This window comes from Flavobacterium panici, from assembly GCF_024499525.1.
GTDB lineage: Bacteria > Bacteroidota > Bacteroidia > Flavobacteriales > Flavobacteriaceae > Flavobacterium > Flavobacterium panici.
The window spans coordinates 1,677,402-1,694,937 of record NZ_CP100437.1 but is presented as its reverse complement, the minus strand read 5'-3'; the positions used below and the strand labels follow the sequence as shown (position 1 = coordinate 1,694,937).

15 protein-coding genes are annotated in these 17,536 nt (G+C 32.5%); 7 read left to right on the top strand and 8 right to left on the bottom strand.

Going from position 1 to position 17,536, the window contains the following annotated elements; genetic code table 11:
- Positions 1-82: 82 nt before the first annotated feature.
- Positions 83-2,266 (bottom strand): carboxy terminal-processing peptidase, encoded by a 2,184-nt coding sequence (locus NLJ00_RS07525; RefSeq protein WP_256636768.1) that lies wholly within the window; start codon positions 2,264-2,266, stop codon positions 83-85.
- Positions 2,267-2,478: 212 nt separating this feature from the next.
- Between NLJ00_RS07525 and surE the strand changes: the two genes are divergently transcribed.
- From surE to NLJ00_RS07500, 5 genes are read left to right on the top strand one after another with little or no spacing between them, the layout of a single operon-like run.
- Positions 2,479-3,258, top strand: coding sequence for a 5'/3'-nucleotidase SurE (gene surE / locus NLJ00_RS07520; RefSeq protein ID WP_256636767.1), 780 nt, complete (start codon positions 2,479-2,481; stop codon positions 3,256-3,258).
- The gene (locus NLJ00_RS07515) at positions 3,251-3,523 is read left to right on the top strand and encodes a hypothetical protein (protein ID WP_056207642.1); all 273 of its coding nucleotides are present in this window, start codon (positions 3,251-3,253) and stop codon (positions 3,521-3,523) included. Before surE ends, NLJ00_RS07515 begins: the two co-directional genes overlap by 8 nt.
- Before the next feature lie 35 nt (positions 3,524-3,558).
- Positions 3,559-4,674: a lipid-A-disaccharide synthase gene (gene lpxB / locus NLJ00_RS07510; protein WP_256636766.1), complete on the top strand. Its 1,116-nt coding sequence runs from the start codon at positions 3,559-3,561 to the stop codon at positions 4,672-4,674.
- Between the two features lie 11 nt (positions 4,675-4,685).
- The gene (locus NLJ00_RS07505; RefSeq protein ID WP_256636765.1) at positions 4,686-5,171 is read left to right on the top strand and encodes a C40 family peptidase; all 486 of its coding nucleotides are present in this window, start codon (positions 4,686-4,688) and stop codon (positions 5,169-5,171) included.
- Positions 5,172-5,216: 45 nt separating this feature from the next.
- On the top strand, positions 5,217-7,253 hold the full coding sequence (locus tag NLJ00_RS07500) for a ComEC/Rec2 family competence protein (RefSeq protein WP_256636764.1): 2,037 nt from the start codon (positions 5,217-5,219) through the stop codon (positions 7,251-7,253).
- 6 nt (positions 7,254-7,259) lie between these two features.
- Here the strand turns inward: NLJ00_RS07500 and NLJ00_RS07495 are convergent, their stop codons facing one another.
- The 6 genes from NLJ00_RS07495 to NLJ00_RS07470 all read right to left on the bottom strand — a co-directional run bounded on the left by NLJ00_RS07495 (position 7,260) and on the right by NLJ00_RS07470 (position 14,545).
- Complete coding sequence (locus NLJ00_RS07495; protein WP_053470016.1) at positions 7,260-7,709, bottom strand: hypothetical protein; 450 nt, start codon at positions 7,707-7,709, stop codon at positions 7,260-7,262.
- Positions 7,710-7,974: 265 nt separating this feature from the next.
- Positions 7,975-8,427, bottom strand: coding sequence for a thioredoxin domain-containing protein (locus NLJ00_RS07490; RefSeq protein WP_053470015.1), 453 nt, complete (start codon positions 8,425-8,427; stop codon positions 7,975-7,977).
- A 227-nt stretch (positions 8,428-8,654) separates the two neighbouring features.
- Positions 8,655-9,122, bottom strand: a complete 468-nt coding sequence (locus tag NLJ00_RS07485; RefSeq protein WP_053470014.1) for a thioredoxin family protein — start codon at positions 9,120-9,122, stop codon at positions 8,655-8,657.
- 53 nt (positions 9,123-9,175) lie between these two features.
- A complete protein-coding gene (locus tag NLJ00_RS07480) occupies positions 9,176-10,660 on the bottom strand; it encodes a peptide MFS transporter (RefSeq protein ID WP_053470013.1) in 1,485 nt (494 codons plus the stop codon).
- Between the two features lies 1 nt (position 10,661).
- Positions 10,662-12,338: a peptide MFS transporter gene (locus tag NLJ00_RS07475; RefSeq protein WP_256636763.1), complete on the bottom strand. Its 1,677-nt coding sequence runs from the start codon at positions 12,336-12,338 to the stop codon at positions 10,662-10,664.
- Positions 12,339-12,373: 35 nt separating this feature from the next.
- Entirely contained in the window at positions 12,374-14,545 is a 2,172-nt protein-coding gene (locus NLJ00_RS07470; protein ID WP_256636762.1) for a S9 family peptidase, read from the bottom strand.
- A gap of 180 nt (positions 14,546-14,725) precedes the next feature.
- Between NLJ00_RS07470 and NLJ00_RS07465 the strand changes: the two genes are divergently transcribed.
- Positions 14,726-16,039, top strand: a complete 1,314-nt coding sequence (locus tag NLJ00_RS07465; protein WP_256636761.1) for a hydroxymethylglutaryl-CoA reductase, degradative — start codon at positions 14,726-14,728, stop codon at positions 16,037-16,039.
- Between the two features lie 103 nt (positions 16,040-16,142).
- A complete protein-coding gene (locus tag NLJ00_RS07460) occupies positions 16,143-17,057 on the top strand; it encodes a GYDIA family GHMP kinase (RefSeq protein ID WP_256636760.1) in 915 nt (304 codons plus the stop codon).
- A gap of 21 nt (positions 17,058-17,078) precedes the next feature.
- On the opposite strand, the gene NLJ00_RS07455 is transcribed toward NLJ00_RS07460, so the two are convergent.
- Positions 17,079-17,513 carry a hypothetical protein gene (locus tag NLJ00_RS07455; RefSeq protein WP_053470008.1) on the bottom strand — a complete coding sequence of 145 codons (435 nt, stop codon included), beginning with the start codon at positions 17,511-17,513 and terminating at the stop codon, positions 17,079-17,081.
- Between the last annotated feature and the right edge of the window lie 23 nt (positions 17,514-17,536).

Genomic DNA, 17,536 nt, shown 5'->3' with positions numbered 1-17,536 from the left:
TACTTTTTCTTTTAAACTAAAAAACGCTTCATAAATTACTTTAAGAAGCGTTTTTTAATAACAAATTAAACATTTAAAATCTTTAAGATTTTACCAATTTATCTTTTTTCATTTTTGGAGAAACGCCAGCTTTTACTAAAGATTTAGATTGTAAGTCATCTAAAACATTTAATGCTTCTTCAACATAAACATCTTTAGATAATGCCTGGTGCCAAGCCTCTCTTTTTTCTTTCAATGTAGCGTCATTATTCATTTCAACTTCTTCATAAGGCAATGATTTAAACACTAAACTGTTTTTATAATCAGAAATTGGTTTGTATTTTTTTCCTTCATTTTCAACTTGTTCCTGAGTTTGTTTAAAACTGTTAATGTTCAAGCTGTATATGTTTTCTTTATTCTTAACATCAATCCATTTCGCATTATCTTCAATTAATTTAAATTGAGGATTTTGTAAAATTCTGTTTTTACTTTTCTCGATTGCTTTTGTAAAGTTTTCGTTAGAAGTCCAAGTGCTGTAATCTGCCGGGTCAATTTTATCCCATGGCATTGCATTGTCAATATCACGTTCTCCCATTTTTAAGTAAGCATAACGATCTGGCATAACCACGTCACTATGAACACCTTCTAACTGAGTTGAACCTCCGTTAATTCTATAGAATTTTTGACCTGTAATTTTCAAAGCTCCTAAATCTCCATAATTTGCATTACGAACAAATTGGTTCAAATCAAGTACATTTTGTACCGTTCCTTTACCGTAAGTTTGTTTACTACCAATGATAACGCCACGTTTGTAATCCTGAATTGCAGCTGCTAAAATCTCAGAAGCCGAAGCAGAGAAACTATTCACCATAATTACTAATGGTCCGTCCCACTCTATTTTTTTATCTTTATCGTATAAAACTTCTTTCTTTTTACCAGCAGATTTTACCTGAACAATTGGTCCTTCTTCAATAAATAAACCTGCGATATCAACCACTGTAGAAAGAGATCCTCCGCCGTCATCACGAACGTCAAGAACAATACCGTTTATGTTTTCTTTTTTCAGTCTTTCAACTTCAAGAGCAATATCTTTTCCAGCATCACGACCGTCTTTGTTTTCAAAATCGATATAAAATTTAGGCAGGTAAATAACGCCGTATTTCAATCCGTTTTTCTCAACAATACTTGATTTTGCGTATGTTTCTTCAATTTCAACAACATCTCTGATAATTGAAATTACTTTAATACTTCCGTCAACTTTTTTAACCGTAAGTTTTACTTCAGTTCCTTTATGACCTTTGATTTTTTTCACAACATCATCAAGACGCATTCCAACCACATCAACAGGTTCTTCGTTTCCTTGGGCTACTTTCAGAATTAAATCTCCCGCTTCAAGTTGTTTTCCTTTCCAAGCTGGTCCGCCAGAAATTAACTCATCAATTTGAGTAAAGTCATTTTTCTTCGTTAATCTTGCGCCAATTCCTTCTAATTTTCCGCTGATATTTACATCAAAACGATCTTTTTCTTCTGGAGCAAAATAACTTGTATGAGGGTCAAAACGAGCCATGATTGAATTCAAATACACTGAAAACCAGTAATCTTTATTCAAATCTTTAATTACACTAAAATTATCATCTAAAGATTTTAATGAACTTTCGCGTGTATCTTTTTCTAAAGCATCAAAAGATTTTTCCTGATAAGAAGGATCTTTTTTCTTTTTTTCTTCTTCAATTTTTTGCTTTGTTACAAGAGATGAAAGTGTAGATAATTTAATTTGTTTTCTCCATCTTTCGTTGATTTCCGTTAAGTTTTTTGCATACGGGAGTTTCTCATAATCTGCATTAAAAGTCTCATCTGTTGTGTAGTTAAATGGCTGGGCTAAAATCGTTTTGTAACGTTTTTTGCTTTCTTCCATTCTCTTCATCAGCCTTGTATAAGTCAAGTTGAAAAATGTCAAATCTTTATTCAAAAACTGATCGTCCAGCATTAACTCATATTGTTTAAATTCATCAATATCAGACTGCAGGAAAAATCGCTTCGAAGGGTCTAATGCCTCGATGTAATCTTTAAAAATACCTTTTGAAAATTCGTCATTTATTTCAGCCGGACTATAGTGTCCTTTTTCAATAACAAAAGCCAGTAATTCTAATAATGTCTTGTCTTTATTTGGGTCCGGATCATCATTCTTGTCAGCATTTATTTTAAAAGCAAACAGGGTTAAAGACAAGCATAATACGGCTATAAGTATTTTATAATTTCTTTTCATAAACTTAATAATAGCATTCATCAAATTTTTTAATCTAAGTTACGGTAAAAACTATGCCAACATGCCAAGATCAGTATAATTTTTTGTTAAAGATATAAAAATGTTTGATGCTTAAAAGTCTTCTGGAATTTAGTTTACAATTTTTATTTATTTGTTAGTATTCTACCAAAATCTGTTACTACATTTGCCTTAACAAGCTTTTATTTTGATAAATCTAAAATGGAAAATGCTGCATGAAAGACGAAAAACCTTTAATATTAGTTACGAATGACGACGGAATTCTGGCTCCCGGAATCAGAGCTTTAATAAGCGTTATGGAAACTATTGGCGATGTAATTGTAGTCGCTCCAGACAAGCCTCAGAGCGCAATGGGACACGCCATTACGATAAATAATACTTTATTTCTGGATAAAATTTCTAAAGATGGAGATTCGATTACAGAATACAGCTGCTCCGGAACCCCTGTAGACTGTGTAAAACTGGCTGTTAATGAAATTTTAAAACGAAAACCGGACTTGTGCGTTTCGGGAATTAATCACGGATCAAATTCTTCTATAAACGTGATTTATTCAGGAACCATGAGCGCCGCTGTCGAAGCTGGAATTGAGGGGATTCAGGCAATTGGTTTTTCTCTTTTGGATTTTGACTGGAATGCCGATTTTGAACCTGCTAAAGCATTCGTGAAAAAAATAGCTTTAGAGACCTTAAAAAATAAACTTCCGGCCGGAGTGGTTTTAAATGTTAACTTTCCGAAATTGAGCGAAAAAGAAATCAAAGGAATAAAAATCTGTCGTCAGGCGAAAGCGTATTACGCCCAGAAATTTGACAAAAGACAAACGCCTTACGGTAAAGATTATTACTGGTTAACAGGCAAATTTACTAATGAAGACAATGGCGAAGACACAGACGAATGGGCGCTTGAAAACGGATATATTTCGGTAGTTCCTGTTCAGTTCGATCTAACGGCACATCATACAATGCAGCAACTTAATACTTGGAAATTAAATGGATAAAAAAGAACTCGTAATCGGATTTATTGTTGGAATTTTTACTTCGCTTCTTGGAAGTTATTTGTTTATCAAATTTTTTACAAAGTTTGATCTTCCAGCCGGAATTCAAACTATTAGAGAAATGGGATATTTAGGAAAAGTGATTACAATTGGAGCTGTTTTAGATCTTCCTGTGTTTTTAATTCTTTTAAAAAGAAACAAGGAAATGATGGCCAGAGGCGTGATTTTAGCCGTGATTGTTTTAGCAATTTCGACCATAATTATTTAAATCCTATCTTTGTGCTGCAATAAAAATTCGTTAATATGAAATATTACATAATAGCTGGCGAAGCTTCTGGAGATTTACACGGTTCTAATTTAATGAAAGCATTATACGAGGAAGATCCTCATGCTGACATCAGATTTTGGGGCGGTGACTTAATGCAAAAAGCCGGCGGAACATTGGTAAAACATTATCGCGAATTGGCTTTTATGGGATTTGTTGAAGTAATTTTTAACCTAAAAACTATTTTAAACAACATCAAATTTTGCAAAAAAGATATCTCTGAATTCAAACCCGATGTTTTAATTTTTATTGATTATCCGGGCTTTAATATGCGTATTGCAAAATGGGCTAAAGAACTGAATTACAAAACACATTATTATATTTCTCCGCAAATTTGGGCTTGGAAAGAAAACCGAATCAACGCTATTAAACAAGACGTTGACAGAATGTTTGTGATTTTGCCTTTTGAAAAAAGTTTTTACGAAGACAAACATCATTTTCCTGTAGATTTTGTTGGGCATCCTTTAATTGATGCGATTCAAAATCAGTCTGCTTTTAATGAAACCGCTTTTAGAGAAGAGTATAAATTAGGAGAAAAACCAATTATTGCTGTTTTACCCGGAAGCCGTAAACAGGAAATTACTAAAATGCTGAGTGTTATGCTAAGTGTTGTTGATGATTTTCAGGATTATGAATTTGTTATTGCCGGTGCGCCAAGTCAGGATTATGAATTCTATCAGCAATTTATTAAAAATAAAAATATTGCCTTTGTTTCGAATAAAACGTATGATTTATTGCGTTCTTCAACTGCGGCATTAGTTACCTCAGGAACTGCAACTTTAGAAACGGCTCTTTTTAAAGTTCCCGAAGTGGTTTGTTACAAAGGAAGTGCGATATCTTACCAAATTGCAAAACGAATTATTACTTTAAAATATATTTCGCTTGTCAATTTAATTATGGATCAGGAAGTTGTAACGGAATTGATTCAAAGTGAATGTAATACAAAACGAATCAAAGAAGAATTGAACAAATTATTGGAGCCTTCTCACCGCGAAAAACTGCTAAAAAACTATGATATTTTAGAGCAAAAACTGGGCGGCGTCGGCGCAAGCAAAAAAACAGCTAAACTTATTGTTGCCGATTTAAAATCTTAATCATTTCTATTTTGAAAAAAATACTCGTTTTTCTTCTTTTGTCAATTGTGTTGGTTTCTTGTAAATCGACTTCGACTGCTGTGAGCAAAAACGAATCGAAAAAAGAAAACAGATCTGTTGTAAAAAATTTAATCGAAACTGCGACAGATAATATTGGCGTTAAATACAAAGCGGGCGGAACTACAAAAAGTGGTTTTGACTGTTCTGGATTAGTGTATACGACTTTCGAATCTGAAAATATAAAACTGCCGAGAAGTTCTTTTGAACAGGCAAAAATTGGAAAAGTAATTCCGCTGAATGACGCCAAAAAAGGCGATTTGATTTTCTTTAAAACAAATAAAAGCAAGCAGATCAATCATGTTGGTCTTATTACGGAAGTAAACTCAGATGAAATTAAATTTATACATTCTTCTACTTCAAAAGGCGTAATCATTTCTTCTACAAAAGAAGCTTATTATAAAAACTCGTTCGAACAAGTAAATCGCGTAATCGAATAAATAAAATATATTTATTTTCTTACAAATTTTTAATACTTTTAAGCCATGAAAGTATTAGATTTTCCTTTAGCTAAAATTACAATTAGCTTTCTTTTTGGCATTTTAGTTTCTTATTATTGTCTGCCTTCCATTCAAATTTCATTTATTTCTCTTGGAATTTGTTCTGCTTTATTTTGTATTAGTTTTTTTCTTTCGAAGAAAAACAAAAAGACAAATCTATTCTTCGGAATCAGCAGCGCTCTTATTTCGTTCTGCACAGGAATCTGTGTTTTGCTTATTCATACAGACACTTTTGATAAATCAAATTACACACATTCTAAAACAGTTTTTGAAAAGCCTCAATTTATAACTTTTACATTACGGGAAAAACTCAAAAGCAACGATTACAATGATCGATATATCGGGCTTGTAAATACGGTTGAAAATAAAACTTATTCAGGAAAAATTATTGTCAATATTCAAAAAGACAGTACTCAAAATCCGTTGATAATTGGAAATACGATCAAAGTAAAAACTATTTTACAAAGAACATCTTCGAGTAAAAATCCAAATCAATTTGATTATGCTAAATACTTAGCCGACAAACAGATTTATGCTCAGGTTTATTGCAAAAAATCAGAAATCAAAATTAGCCAAACCATCAAAAAAGACATTTGGTATTACTCCGGCCGACTGCACGCTACTATTCTAAAAAATTTGGAAAGCGCTCATTTTAGCAAAGACGAAATGAATGTGGCGCTGGCTTTAATTTTGGGACAGCAGCAGGAAATTTCAGCCGATATTATAAAAGATTATCAATATTCTGGAGCAACGCATGTTCTTTCAGTTTCAGGGCTGCATGTTGGCTTTATAATGCTTTTTATCATGTTTATTTTAAAACCAGTTCCCAATACCCGAAAAGGTTCAGCCATTAAACTATTTTCTATTTTAATTTCACTGGCGGGTTTTGCTGTTATATCTGGTTTATCTCCATCCGTTTTGCGTTCGGTTGTCATGTTTTCTTTTGTAGCCATTGGAAATCATCTTCGCAGAAGCGGAAACATTTATCATACGTTATTAGTTTCCATTTTATTGATATTGCTTTTTGAGCCTTATTTCTTATTTGATGTTGGTTTTCAATTAAGTTATTTAGCGTTGTATTTTATAGTTTGGCTTCAGCCGATATTAAAGAAAATCTGGTCGCCAAAAAACAAAATCGCAATTTATATCTGGGATTCTTTAACGGTTTCATTTGCTGCACAAATTGGAACTTTACCTTTATGCCTTTATTATTTTCATCAATTTCCGGGATTGTTTTTTGTTACCAATATTATAATTCTTCCTGTTTTATCTTTCATCATGATTGCCGGGATCATTGTGATGCTTTTTGCAATGTTCAAAAGTCCGCCCGAAATTTTGGTTTACATTTTTGAAAAAAGCGTTTTCATTTTAAACCAAATGATTCATTATGTCGCATCGTTTGAATCTTTTGTTATTCAGGATATCAGTTTTAATTTTTATTACTTGGTAACGCTTTACTTCGTAATAATCAGTGCAATAATCTGCTCAAAGAAACCCACTTATAATAAACTTGTCATTGTATTCGTATCTATAATTTTATTACAGCTTTCTTTCATTTACACTAAAAAAGAAACCGCAGATCAAAAGGAGTTAATTGTTTATAATATCAAGAAGAACACCTTAATTTCAAAAAGGTTCGGCAATAATATCACACTTTTTACGAGCGATACAACTAGAGACAAAATTTCAAAAAACAATGCTTTTAATTCTTATTTAGTAGGCAATTTTAGTGTTTTAAATAAATCGCAGCGAATTGGGAATGTCTTGTTTTTTAATGGGAAGAAAATCTCCATAATTGACAGCACCGGAGTTTATGAAAATAAAAACAAACCTGATATTGTGATTTTGACACAGTCTCCCAAAATAAATATTGATAGAGTTTTAATAGAATTACATCCTAAAATTATTATTGCAGATGGAACAAATGCGTATGCAATTCAAAAAATGTGGAAATTAAGCTGTGAGAAAAAAAATATCCCTTTTCATGCCACGGCCGAAAAGGGATTTTATAGATTAAATTAATCCTTTTTATTCTGGGTTTAAAATCAAATTGGAATCAGAAATAAAAGCTTTTACTCCATTTGAATTATACGGAAGTCTCCCTAATAAATTAAAAGCAGTTTTGCCATTTCTAATGGAACCGGTTGTATAACAAACCTCCGGAAGATTGGCAACGCCAAATGCATTTTTTAATTTAATGTTCTGCTCTTTAATTTCACTCGACACTGCGGCATCAGACAAATCGAGTTTTAATAAAATAACGTTTCTGCGGGACCATTTTTCAAATTCTAGTGTTTTAAAAACTTCATTTTGTAAATTTTCCGGGGCATTAGCAGCGGTAAAAAAAATCAATAGTGGTTTTCTTTCTTCATTACTTAAGGTAATGGCATCAACCACACTCGTTTTCCATTCTAAATTTTGCGATTCGGCAAAACATGTTACTAAAAAGAATAGCAGGATAAGTAGTTTTCGGGTCATAGTTTATTGGTTTTTGGCTGGTTAATAAAACTAAATTAACACAAAACCTGTTGCCAACATCTCCATTAAAACAAATAGTTACAAAAAAAACGCATTAAAATGAATTTAATTATTTAAGATTCTTTATTTGAAAAAAACGAAAAATTTACGGTCTTAAAATATTAAATGTACAATTTACATTTTAGCTTGTTTAAAAAAAATATCCCTTTTCAACATAATTGAAAAGGGATTCTACAAATTAAACTAAGAAACTTAATTTAAATTATTACTCACTCGGATGCAGAATATTGTTTGATTCTGCAATCCATGCTTTTGCACCTCCTGGTTTGTATGCAATTTTACCAAGAGCGCTAAAAGTTGTTTTGTTTTTTCTTATCGAAGCCATCGCATAACATACTTGCGGAAGATCATCAACTCCAAAGGCATTTTTTAATTTAATGTTTTGTTCTTTATCTCCGTCTGAAGCTGTAGCGTCTGATAAATCTAATTTTACAAGAATTACATTGTCACGCGACCAAACGGCAAAGTCTGGGGTTTTAAATACTTCGTTCTGAAGATTTTCTGGTACACCTGAGGCAGTGAATAAAATTAACATGGGTTTTCTTTCTTCATTACTAATTGCAATTGCATCAGTCATGTTTGTTCGCCATGCAAGCGTTTGTGCGTGCATGAAAAATGAACCTAAAAAAAACAGTAGGATAAGTAATTTTTTAGTCATATTATATATTGGTTTTGGTTAGTATAGCATGACGAAATTAACACAATATTTTAATTATCCAAATTTAATTACATCAAAAATTACATTATATGTTTTTTTATTTATAAATAAATATTGAAATAATAATTTAGGCTTAACAAATGAAAATCTTTTCCTACTAAACAAAAAAACTCCTTACATTACTGTAAGGAGTTTTATATATAATCTTGATTTAAAAATTAAATTCTTTACGATTTCTTAGGATGAACAATTCCATCTGCAACTGTTAACCAAGCCGATGGACCTCCGGCAACATATCCTGTTCTGCCAAGGCCTGTAAAATTAACTTTTCCATCTTTTGTTTGTGCGCTTGTAAAAAATACAGTTGGAAATCCCTGGATACCAAAAGCCTGTTGCAGCTCATTATTTTGGCTTTTAAGCTCTGGCGTTTGAGGTACAGCTCTTGGATAATCCAATTCTACTAAAACAACATTATCAGCAGCCCATTTTTTAAATTCCGGAGTTTTTAAAACTTCGTTTTGCAAACGAATACACCATCCGCACCAGTCGCTTCCTGTAAAGAACAACAACATAGGTTTTTGTTCTTTATTACTTACTGTGATTGCTTCTTTTACATCAGTATACCATTTTAGTTCCTGAGCCTGAGTTGCAAATGCTCCAACTATAAAAAAGGCTATTAGTAATATTCTTTTCATAACGTATTATTTTTTTGCAAATTTAAATAAAAAATAAATTCAAAATACAGTAACTATTTTACTTCTTGCATTAACCTTCTAATTAACGGAGTCAAAACAATTAATGCAATACCCGCAATAAGAGAATATAATGCTAATTGATAATACCCATCTGTATAAGCGATAAGTTTAGACATTAAGGTTGTTCCTGTATTTGCATCAGATATTTCGGCGCCTAATTTTCCGGCAGCAAATTGTCCGAAAGCACTAGAAAGGAACCATAATCCCATCATCATTCCAAACAAACGTTTAGGCGATAATTTTGTAATTACCGACATTCCGATTGGGCCAATACACAATTCTCCAAGCGTATATACAAGGTATCCTAAAGCAAAAACATCTAAAGAACTTAATCCATCTTGATTTACAAAAAATCTGGCAGTGTAAAAAATAAAGAACCCTGCAGCAAGCAAAACAAATGATAAACCAAACTTAATAACGGTATTTGGTTCAATTTTTCGCTTGGCCATAAATATCCATAACAACCCTACTAATGGGCTAAAAATAACAACATACAATGAGTTGATACTGTTATTTACCACATTTGGATCAATATGAAAAAACAACATCTTGTTAGATAGATTATCTTTTGCAAACAAAGACAATGAGCCTCCTGATTGCTCAGAAATTGCCATAAACATGAAGTATCCAAAAATAAATACAAATGCTGCTAAAAGTTTTCGCTGCTGCTTTCCATCCTTTAACATTATCAGCTCATATGCAAAATATCCTAATGCAACTATTCCCATAGTATACATAAAATACTCTGTAAAGTCAGAGTTGATAACCATTATATATACTAATGGAATGACAACAAAAGAACCAACATAAACTGCAATTTCATATAAATTACGTTTTTTTTGCGGTTGATTTTCTAATGGAGAATTTCCAATTGGTGCTAAATGCTTTTTTGTTAAAAGAAAAGTAATTACGCCAATAATCATAACGATTGCTGCCGAAAGAAAACAAAGGCTCCATGAATAGTTTTTCCCTAAATAAATAGGAATTGCTCCACCAAGCATTCCGCCAATATTAATTCCCGCATAAAACAACCCGTAACCTGCGTCACGACGTCCGTCATTTTCATGGTATAATTCACCAACCATTGAAGAAACGTTTGGCTTAAAAAAACCTGTTCCGATAATAGAAAGTGTTATTCCGTAATAAAAGAAATCATGCGGAGAAGCTGCAATCAGCAAATTCCCCAAAATCATTACGATTCCTCCAAAAAGAAGTGATTTTTTAAATCCTAGAATTTTATCTGCAAAAATACCTCCAATAAAAGTAAATGCATAAACAAAAGCCTGAATGGCTCCGTATTGTAAATTTGCTTTTCCTTCAAGCAAACCTAATTGGTCTACCATAAAAAAAGCTAAAACACCACGCATTCCATAGAAACAAAAACGTTCCCACATTTCAACTAAAAACAAATACCACAATTGTTTTGGGTACTTGCCTTTAAAATTCTGAATTTCCTCTAAAGCTATATTATGTTCCATATTATCTTACTCCGTGCATCATTTTTTTCAACAATGGAGTCAAGGCAAATAATATAATTGCAGCGATACCCGTAAGAACAACAAACACCATAAAGAACTCATATAAATTATGAATTTCAAATCCGGCGAAAATAGGATTGTGATCACTAATTTGATGTTTATCTAATAATGCTAATTGTTCCGCAGTTGGCGTTATTTTTTTGTCTAAAACAGCCTGAAGATCAATTCCTAATTCTTTTGCTTTTGCAAATTTATCACCAGTTGCAGGAAGGATTGAACCTAAAGTTCCTCCTAATGCATAACCAGATGCGTTTGATAAGAAAAACACTCCGTATAATAACGATGCAAAACGTTTTGGAGATAATTTACCAACTAATGACAAACCAATTGGAGATAAACATAACTCTGCACACGTGTTTAAGAAATATAATAAGATTAACCATTTTACAAGTAATAATCCCGAAGTTCCAATGAATGAAACCTGAGTTGCAATCATGAAGAAACTAATTGAAATAATTACTAATCCGGCTGCTAATTTTACTGGTGAAATTGGTTCTTTGTCTTTTGCTCTTAAAGTATCCCAAAGAATGCTAAAAGGAACTGCCATTACAACTACAAAAAGTCCGTTGAAAATTTGAACCATTGACGGCGGCATTAGGTAGCCAAAGAAATGTCTGTCGGTTTGATTATCTGCAATAAAAGTTAACGAAGAACCTGCCTGCTCAAACGCTGCCCAGAAGAAAATAATAAAGAACGAAACGATATAAATTACAATAATCCTGTCTCTTTCAATTTTAGTTAAAGATGTATCAGAAATAATTAATCCTGCTAAAGCCAATCCACTTGAATAAATCAAAGTGTAAATTAAATTTTGACCTACAGCATAATGAAAAAAGAATCCTAAACCAATAAATGCAACACCTGCCATTATCAATGCTTTAGTAGAAAAATTAGCTTTTTGCGCTTCTCCTTCTTCAAAATCTTCTGCAACATTTTTAGAAGGCAAACCTCCTAATGGTCTTCCTTCCGGAGAAACCACATATTTATTTTTTAAGAAATAGAAAAGAATAGTTCCGATAAGCATTGCGCCAGAAGCCGCCATGAATCCCCATCTAAAAGCATGAATATCTCTAATTCCTCCAGCATCTTTAACATCTCCCAACAAAGGACAAATAGACTGGCCTAAAAAAGCACCAATATTAATTCCCATGTAAAAAATTGTAAAAGCTGTATCCAGTTTAGTTTTTTCCTGTTTTGGATATAAACTTCCCACCATACTGGAAATGTTTGGTTTGAAGAATCCGTTACCAAAAACAATTACACCTAATCCGCAGTACATAATAGCTTTTGCCATTTCCAGATTAGATTCAAAAACACTACCGCTGGTAAACAATAACATTTGACCAATTGCCATTAATAATCCGCCTAAAAGAATACAATTTCTGTTTCCTAAAAAACGATCGGCAATAAAACCTCCTAACATTGGAGTTAAGTAACAAAGTCCAAGGAAACCTCCATAAATTAAAGACGCTTCTTCTTCCTTCATTAATAATGAATTCACAAGAAATAAAGTTAATAAAGCTCGCATTCCATAAAAATTGAATCTCTCCCACATCTCCGTCCCAAACAATACCCAAAGTCCTTTTGGATGCGCAGTTTTTACTTGAGTTTCTCCCATATTATTCACTATATTTAAGGTTAATATTTTTTAAATTATAAATTTTCTTTGATGAAATTAGTCATCTTATTGTAAAGCTGAATTCTCGTTTTTCCGCCATAAATACCGTGGTTTTTATCTGGATATATTTGAGATTCAAATTGCTTATTCGCCTGAATTAATGCTTCCATCATTTGCATTGAATTTTGCACATGAACGTTATCATCACCAGAACCGTGAATCAATAAAAATTTACCTTTTAATTTATCAACATGGTTTATAGGAGAGTTTTGATCGTATCCGCTTGCATTTTCCTCTGGCGTCTGCATATATCTTTCTGTATAAACGCTGTCATAAAATCTCCAGTTTGTAACCGGCGCAACAGCGATTGCCATTTTAAATACATCATTTCCTTGAAAAATACAGTTAGAAGACATAAAACCTCCATAACTCCATCCGAAAATTCCAATTCTTGAAGCATCAACATAAGGATACGCGCCAATTACTTTTGCAGCATCGATTTGATCTTCAACTTCGTATTTCCCTAATTCTTTTTGCGTTACTTTTTTGAAATCAGCACCTTTAAAACCAGTTCCTCTTCCGTCAACACAAGCTACAATGTAACCTTGCTGTGTAAGAGATAAAAACCAGTAATCATCGCTGTTATTCCAATCGTTGTTTACCTGCTGAGATCCCGGACCAGAATATTGGTACATGAAAACAGGATATTTTTTTGAAGGATCGAAATCTTTTGGTTTTAAAATCCATGCATTCAATTCGTTTCCTTTTGCAGTTTTTAAAACAAAGAATTCTTTTGCAGGAAGGTTATACGCTTTTAATTTATCAGCAAGAGCCTGATTGTTTTCAATAACCTGAATTTCTTTTCCTGTTTTTGCCTCGTTTAAAGTATATGTTGTAGGCACTAAATTACTTGAGAATGTTGTAATAAAATATTGGAAATTCGGGCTGAAAGTTGCCGCGCTTGTTCCAACTTTTGTAGTTAAACGGGTTTTATTTTTTCCGTCTAAACCAATTCTGTAAATATCTCTGTTGATAGAACCATTTTCTGTAGACTGGTAGAAAATAGTTTTTGTTTTTTCGTCGAAACCGTAGTAAGACACCACTTCCCAGTTTCCTTTTGTAACCTGATTTTTAAGTTTTCCGGTTTTATCATAAACATAAATATGATTGAAACCGTCTTTTTCACTTGTCCAGATAAAACTGTTATCTTTTAAAAAAGTCAAATTATCTGTAACATCTACGTAAGCTTTGTCTTTTTCATTCAAAACCACTTTTGCAGCAGCTGTAGTTCCGTCAATAAATAATAAATCAAGATTATCCTGGTGACGGTTTAAAACCTGTGCAGACAGCGTATTGTTATCATTTGTCCATTGCATTCTCGCAATATAGAAATCATTATAATTTCCTAAATCTACTTTTTTAGAAGCATTTCCTGCTGTATCATAAATGTGTAATGAAACTACAGAATTTTTTTCTCCGGCTTTAGGATATTTAAACGTTTCGATTGTTGGATATAAATCTTTTTTGAAGATTGACATTGAAAACTCAGGAACCTGGCTTTCGTCAAAACGAATATAAGCTAACTTTTTACTGTCTTTACTCCAGTCAAATGCACGAACAAAAGCAAATTCTTCTTCATAAACCCAGTCCGTAATACCATTAATGACTGCATTTTTCTTTCCGTCAGTAGTAACAGCTGTTGATTTCTTTGAAGCTACATCGTAAACATATAAATTGTTTTCTCTAGCATAAGCAATCTTAGTTCCATCTGGAGAAAAAGTTGGCTCCTGAATTTGAAAATCAACAAGTTTGGTTAGAGATTTTGAAGCGATATCGTATAAAAAATAATCTGCTGTAAAAGAGTGACGGAAGATTTGATTTGAATTACAAGCAATTAAAATCTTTTTTTCTGAGGCATCGAAGGTGTAGCTGTCAATTCCGTCCTGAAGTTCTTTGTGGTTTTTAGTATCAATAAGGTTCGATACTTTTTTTAGTGTTGCAAAATCATATAAATCAATCTGCATTGTCCGGCTTGCCTGATCAACATTTAGAACCGTATATTGATTTGTATTCTTTAAAGATTGCAATTCGTCCATTCCTTTTGCCCGAAATGCACCACCATAAATATTTTCGACCGTTATTTTTTGCTGCCCAAAAACCGATGCAACTATAAATAAAAGTACTACAGTAATTTTACTTGTATTCATTAGAATTATTTTAAATATAAAAAGAGCCCAATTTTAGTGAAAAAAATAAACATAATACACATTTTAAGTGTTAAATGTTAAAAAAAATAACGATTGCGTACTTCCATGTTTGAAATAGATTACAATCAAAACTCTTAAAATAGTATCTTTGCGGCAACATTATTATTTAATATATTGAGAATGAACAACGCTGTTGCCGGATTTTCGAAATTATCCAAAAAAGAAAAAATTAACTGGATTGCCAATGAATATTTTTCGGCTCCTGATGAAGCCTTGAATATTATAAGAAATTACTGGAATTCAGATGAAAAGCTACAACAGCTCCATGATGAATTTATTGAAAACACAATTACCAATTTATATATTCCGCTTGGGGTTGCTCCCAATTTTTTAATCAACGGAAAGTATAAAACAATCCCAATGGCAATCGAAGAAAGTTCTGTGGTTGCCGCAGCCTCAAAAGCTGCAAAATTCTGGGCTACACGCGGAGGTTTTAAAGCAACGATAATTGATACTGAAAAAATTGGCCAGGTTCATTTTACTTTTAATGGCGATGCCGAAAAACTACAATCCTTTTTTGAGCAGATAAAACCTAAATTCTTTTCTGAAACACAAAGCATTACCAAAAACATGCAGGAACGCGGCGGCGGAATTTTAGATATCCACTTAAAGGATAAACGAAATTTACTGGAGAATTACTATCAGCTTCATGCCACCTTTGAAACTAAAGACAGCATGGGCGCGAATTTTATCAATTCGTGTTTAGAGCAATTTGCAACGACTTTAAAAGAGGAATTTCAAAATTCTGATTTGTTTTCTGAAGAAGATACGCTGACTGTAATTATGAGTATTTTATCTAATTATGTTCCAAATTGTCTTGTAAGAGCCGAAGTTTCATGTCTTATTGAAGAATTAGCCGAAAAACACATTACAAATCCTCAGGAATTTGCAGAACGTTTTGTACAAGCTGTCCAAATTGCCGAAGTAGAACCTTTTAGAGCCGTAACACACAATAAAGGGATCATGAATGGTGTCGATGCCGTAGTTTTAGCAACAGGGAATGATTTTAGAGCCGTAGAGGCCGGAGTTCATGCTTATGCTTCAAAAAACGGACAATATGCAAGTTTATCTCATGCTAAAATCGAAAACGGAATTTTTACTTTCTGGCTTGAAATTCCTCTAGCTTTAGGAACTGTGGGCGGATTAACTTCACTACATCCTCTGGTAAAATTATGTTTAGACATACTTGAAAAACCTTCTGCAAGAGAATTAATGGAAATTACCGCAGTTGCTGGTTTAGCACAAAATTTTGCTGCACTGCGTTCTTTAACTACAACCGGAATTCAGGAAGGCCACATGAAAATGCACCTAAATAATATCATCAATCAATTTGAAGCTACAGACGAAGAACGTCATTTAATTAAAATACATTTTAAGAAAAATACAGTTTCACACAGTACTGTAGTTGAATTTATTGAAAGTTTAAGAAAATAGAATAAATAAAAATTCCAAAAAATTATAGTCTCAAAATAAAATTCCAAATTCCAATTATCTTTGGAATTTGGAATTTAAAATATTGGATTTTTAGAACTGAAGTATGAAAACAACCTTTTATAGTAACGGAAAACTATTCATCTCTGGAGAATATTTAGTTTTAGACGGCGCAGATGCCTTTGCATTACCAACAAAATTTGGTCAAAATTTAGTTGTTGAAGATGGCGAAAACCAAATAATAGAATGGAAAAGTTACGATTACGATAACAAACTTTGGTTTGAAACTGCTATTTCATTTGAAGAAGTCATAAACAATATTGTTTCTGAAATTGAAACTGTAAAAACAACCTTAATCAACATACTTCACGAAGCATACGTTTTAAATCCCGAATTTATTCAGCAGTCAAAAGGATATAAGGTAACAACGAATCTTACTTTTCCAAGAAATTGGGGTTTAGGAACGTCATCTACTTTAATTAACAATATTGCTCAGTGGACAAATATTAATGCTTTTACGCTTCTTAGAAACAGTTTTGGCGGAAGCGGCTATGATATTGCCTGCGCCCAAAATAACACTCCTATTTTATACAGAATAGAAAATAATTTTGTTGAGCCTGTTATTTTCAATCCAGACTTTACAACGAACATTTTCTTTGTTTATCTTAATAAAAAACAAAACAGCAAAACTGCAATACATGCTTACAATAAACATAAACAGCAAAATTTAGCTAAAAGTGTTATTGAAAACAATAAAATAACGCATGCTATTTTAAATGCCAAATCTCTAAAAGAGTTTGCAAATGCAGTCGAAAAACATGAAATCCATTTAAGCAACATCATGGAAATAAAAACGATCAAAGAAATCGCTTTTCCTGATTTTAATGGTACGATTAAAAGTCTTGGTGCTTGGGGCGGCGATTTTGTAATGGTAATTTCTAAAGAAAATCCAAGAAAATATTTTGCGTCAAAAGGCTATGACACAATACTAACGTATGACGAAATGATTTTACAGGAGTAATGGTTTGATCAAAGAAATAAATTAAAAATTTACTTTCTGATCACTAACGTGTTCTGCTTCCAGACGACGAACTTTTTCGTTTTCCTGTTCGTTTGATTCGATAAGTGTGTTGTGCAGACGTTCGGCCATTTTTTCTATACTATTCGTGATAGAATCATAAACCAATTCCATTCTGCGATGTTTTTCTTCTTTTACAGCTTTTAAAACATCTTCAACAAAAACCTTATCGTACTTTTCAGCCACAGAATCGCGAGTATTAGTAAGCCTGATCACATAGTCGTTACTTAATATAGTAACTTTAAAATGCTGTTCTTCATTGCTCAAATAATACTTGCCTCCTAATTCATCAACATTGATGTCAGTACTGCTCACCTTTAGAAGTTCCGTAATTATTCCAAAAATATGATTCTCGATTTTAGAATAAACTTTAGGTTTTCTTCTCAGTAGATTAAACATAAACATTAAACGCCCCAATTTTT

Excerpts from the sequence above, each read along its gene's own strand:
- NLJ00_RS07495 (WP_053470016.1), bottom strand. The coding sequence starts at position 7,709 with ATGACCCGAAAACTACTTATCCTGCTATTCTTTTTAGTAACATGTTTT.
- NLJ00_RS07475 (WP_256636763.1), bottom strand. The coding sequence starts at position 12,338 with ATGGGAGAAACTCAAGTAAAAACTGCGCATCCAAAAGGACTTTGGGTA.
- NLJ00_RS07470 (WP_256636762.1), bottom strand. The coding sequence starts at position 14,545 with ATGAATACAAGTAAAATTACTGTAGTACTTTTATTTATAGTTGCATCG.
- NLJ00_RS07460 (WP_256636760.1), top strand. The coding sequence starts at position 16,143 with ATGAAAACAACCTTTTATAGTAACGGAAAACTATTCATCTCTGGAGAA.
- lpxB (WP_256636766.1), top strand. The coding sequence starts at position 3,559 with ATGAAATATTACATAATAGCTGGCGAAGCTTCTGGAGATTTACACGGT.
- NLJ00_RS07455 (WP_053470008.1), bottom strand. The coding sequence starts at position 17,513 with ATGTTTAATCTACTGAGAAGAAAACCTAAAGTTTATTCTAAAATCGAG.
- NLJ00_RS07480 (WP_053470013.1), bottom strand. The coding sequence starts at position 10,660 with ATGGAACATAATATAGCTTTAGAGGAAATTCAGAATTTTAAAGGCAAG.
- NLJ00_RS07500 (WP_256636764.1), top strand. The coding sequence starts at position 5,217 with ATGAAAGTATTAGATTTTCCTTTAGCTAAAATTACAATTAGCTTTCTT.
- NLJ00_RS07485 (WP_053470014.1), bottom strand. The coding sequence starts at position 9,122 with ATGAAAAGAATATTACTAATAGCCTTTTTTATAGTTGGAGCATTTGCA.
- surE (WP_256636767.1), top strand. The coding sequence starts at position 2,479 with ATGAAAGACGAAAAACCTTTAATATTAGTTACGAATGACGACGGAATT.
- NLJ00_RS07490 (WP_053470015.1), bottom strand. The coding sequence starts at position 8,427 with ATGACTAAAAAATTACTTATCCTACTGTTTTTTTTAGGTTCATTTTTC.
- NLJ00_RS07515 (WP_056207642.1), top strand. The coding sequence starts at position 3,251 with ATGGATAAAAAAGAACTCGTAATCGGATTTATTGTTGGAATTTTTACT.
- NLJ00_RS07525 (WP_256636768.1), bottom strand. The coding sequence starts at position 2,266 with ATGAATGCTATTATTAAGTTTATGAAAAGAAATTATAAAATACTTATA.
- NLJ00_RS07465 (WP_256636761.1), top strand. The coding sequence starts at position 14,726 with ATGAACAACGCTGTTGCCGGATTTTCGAAATTATCCAAAAAAGAAAAA.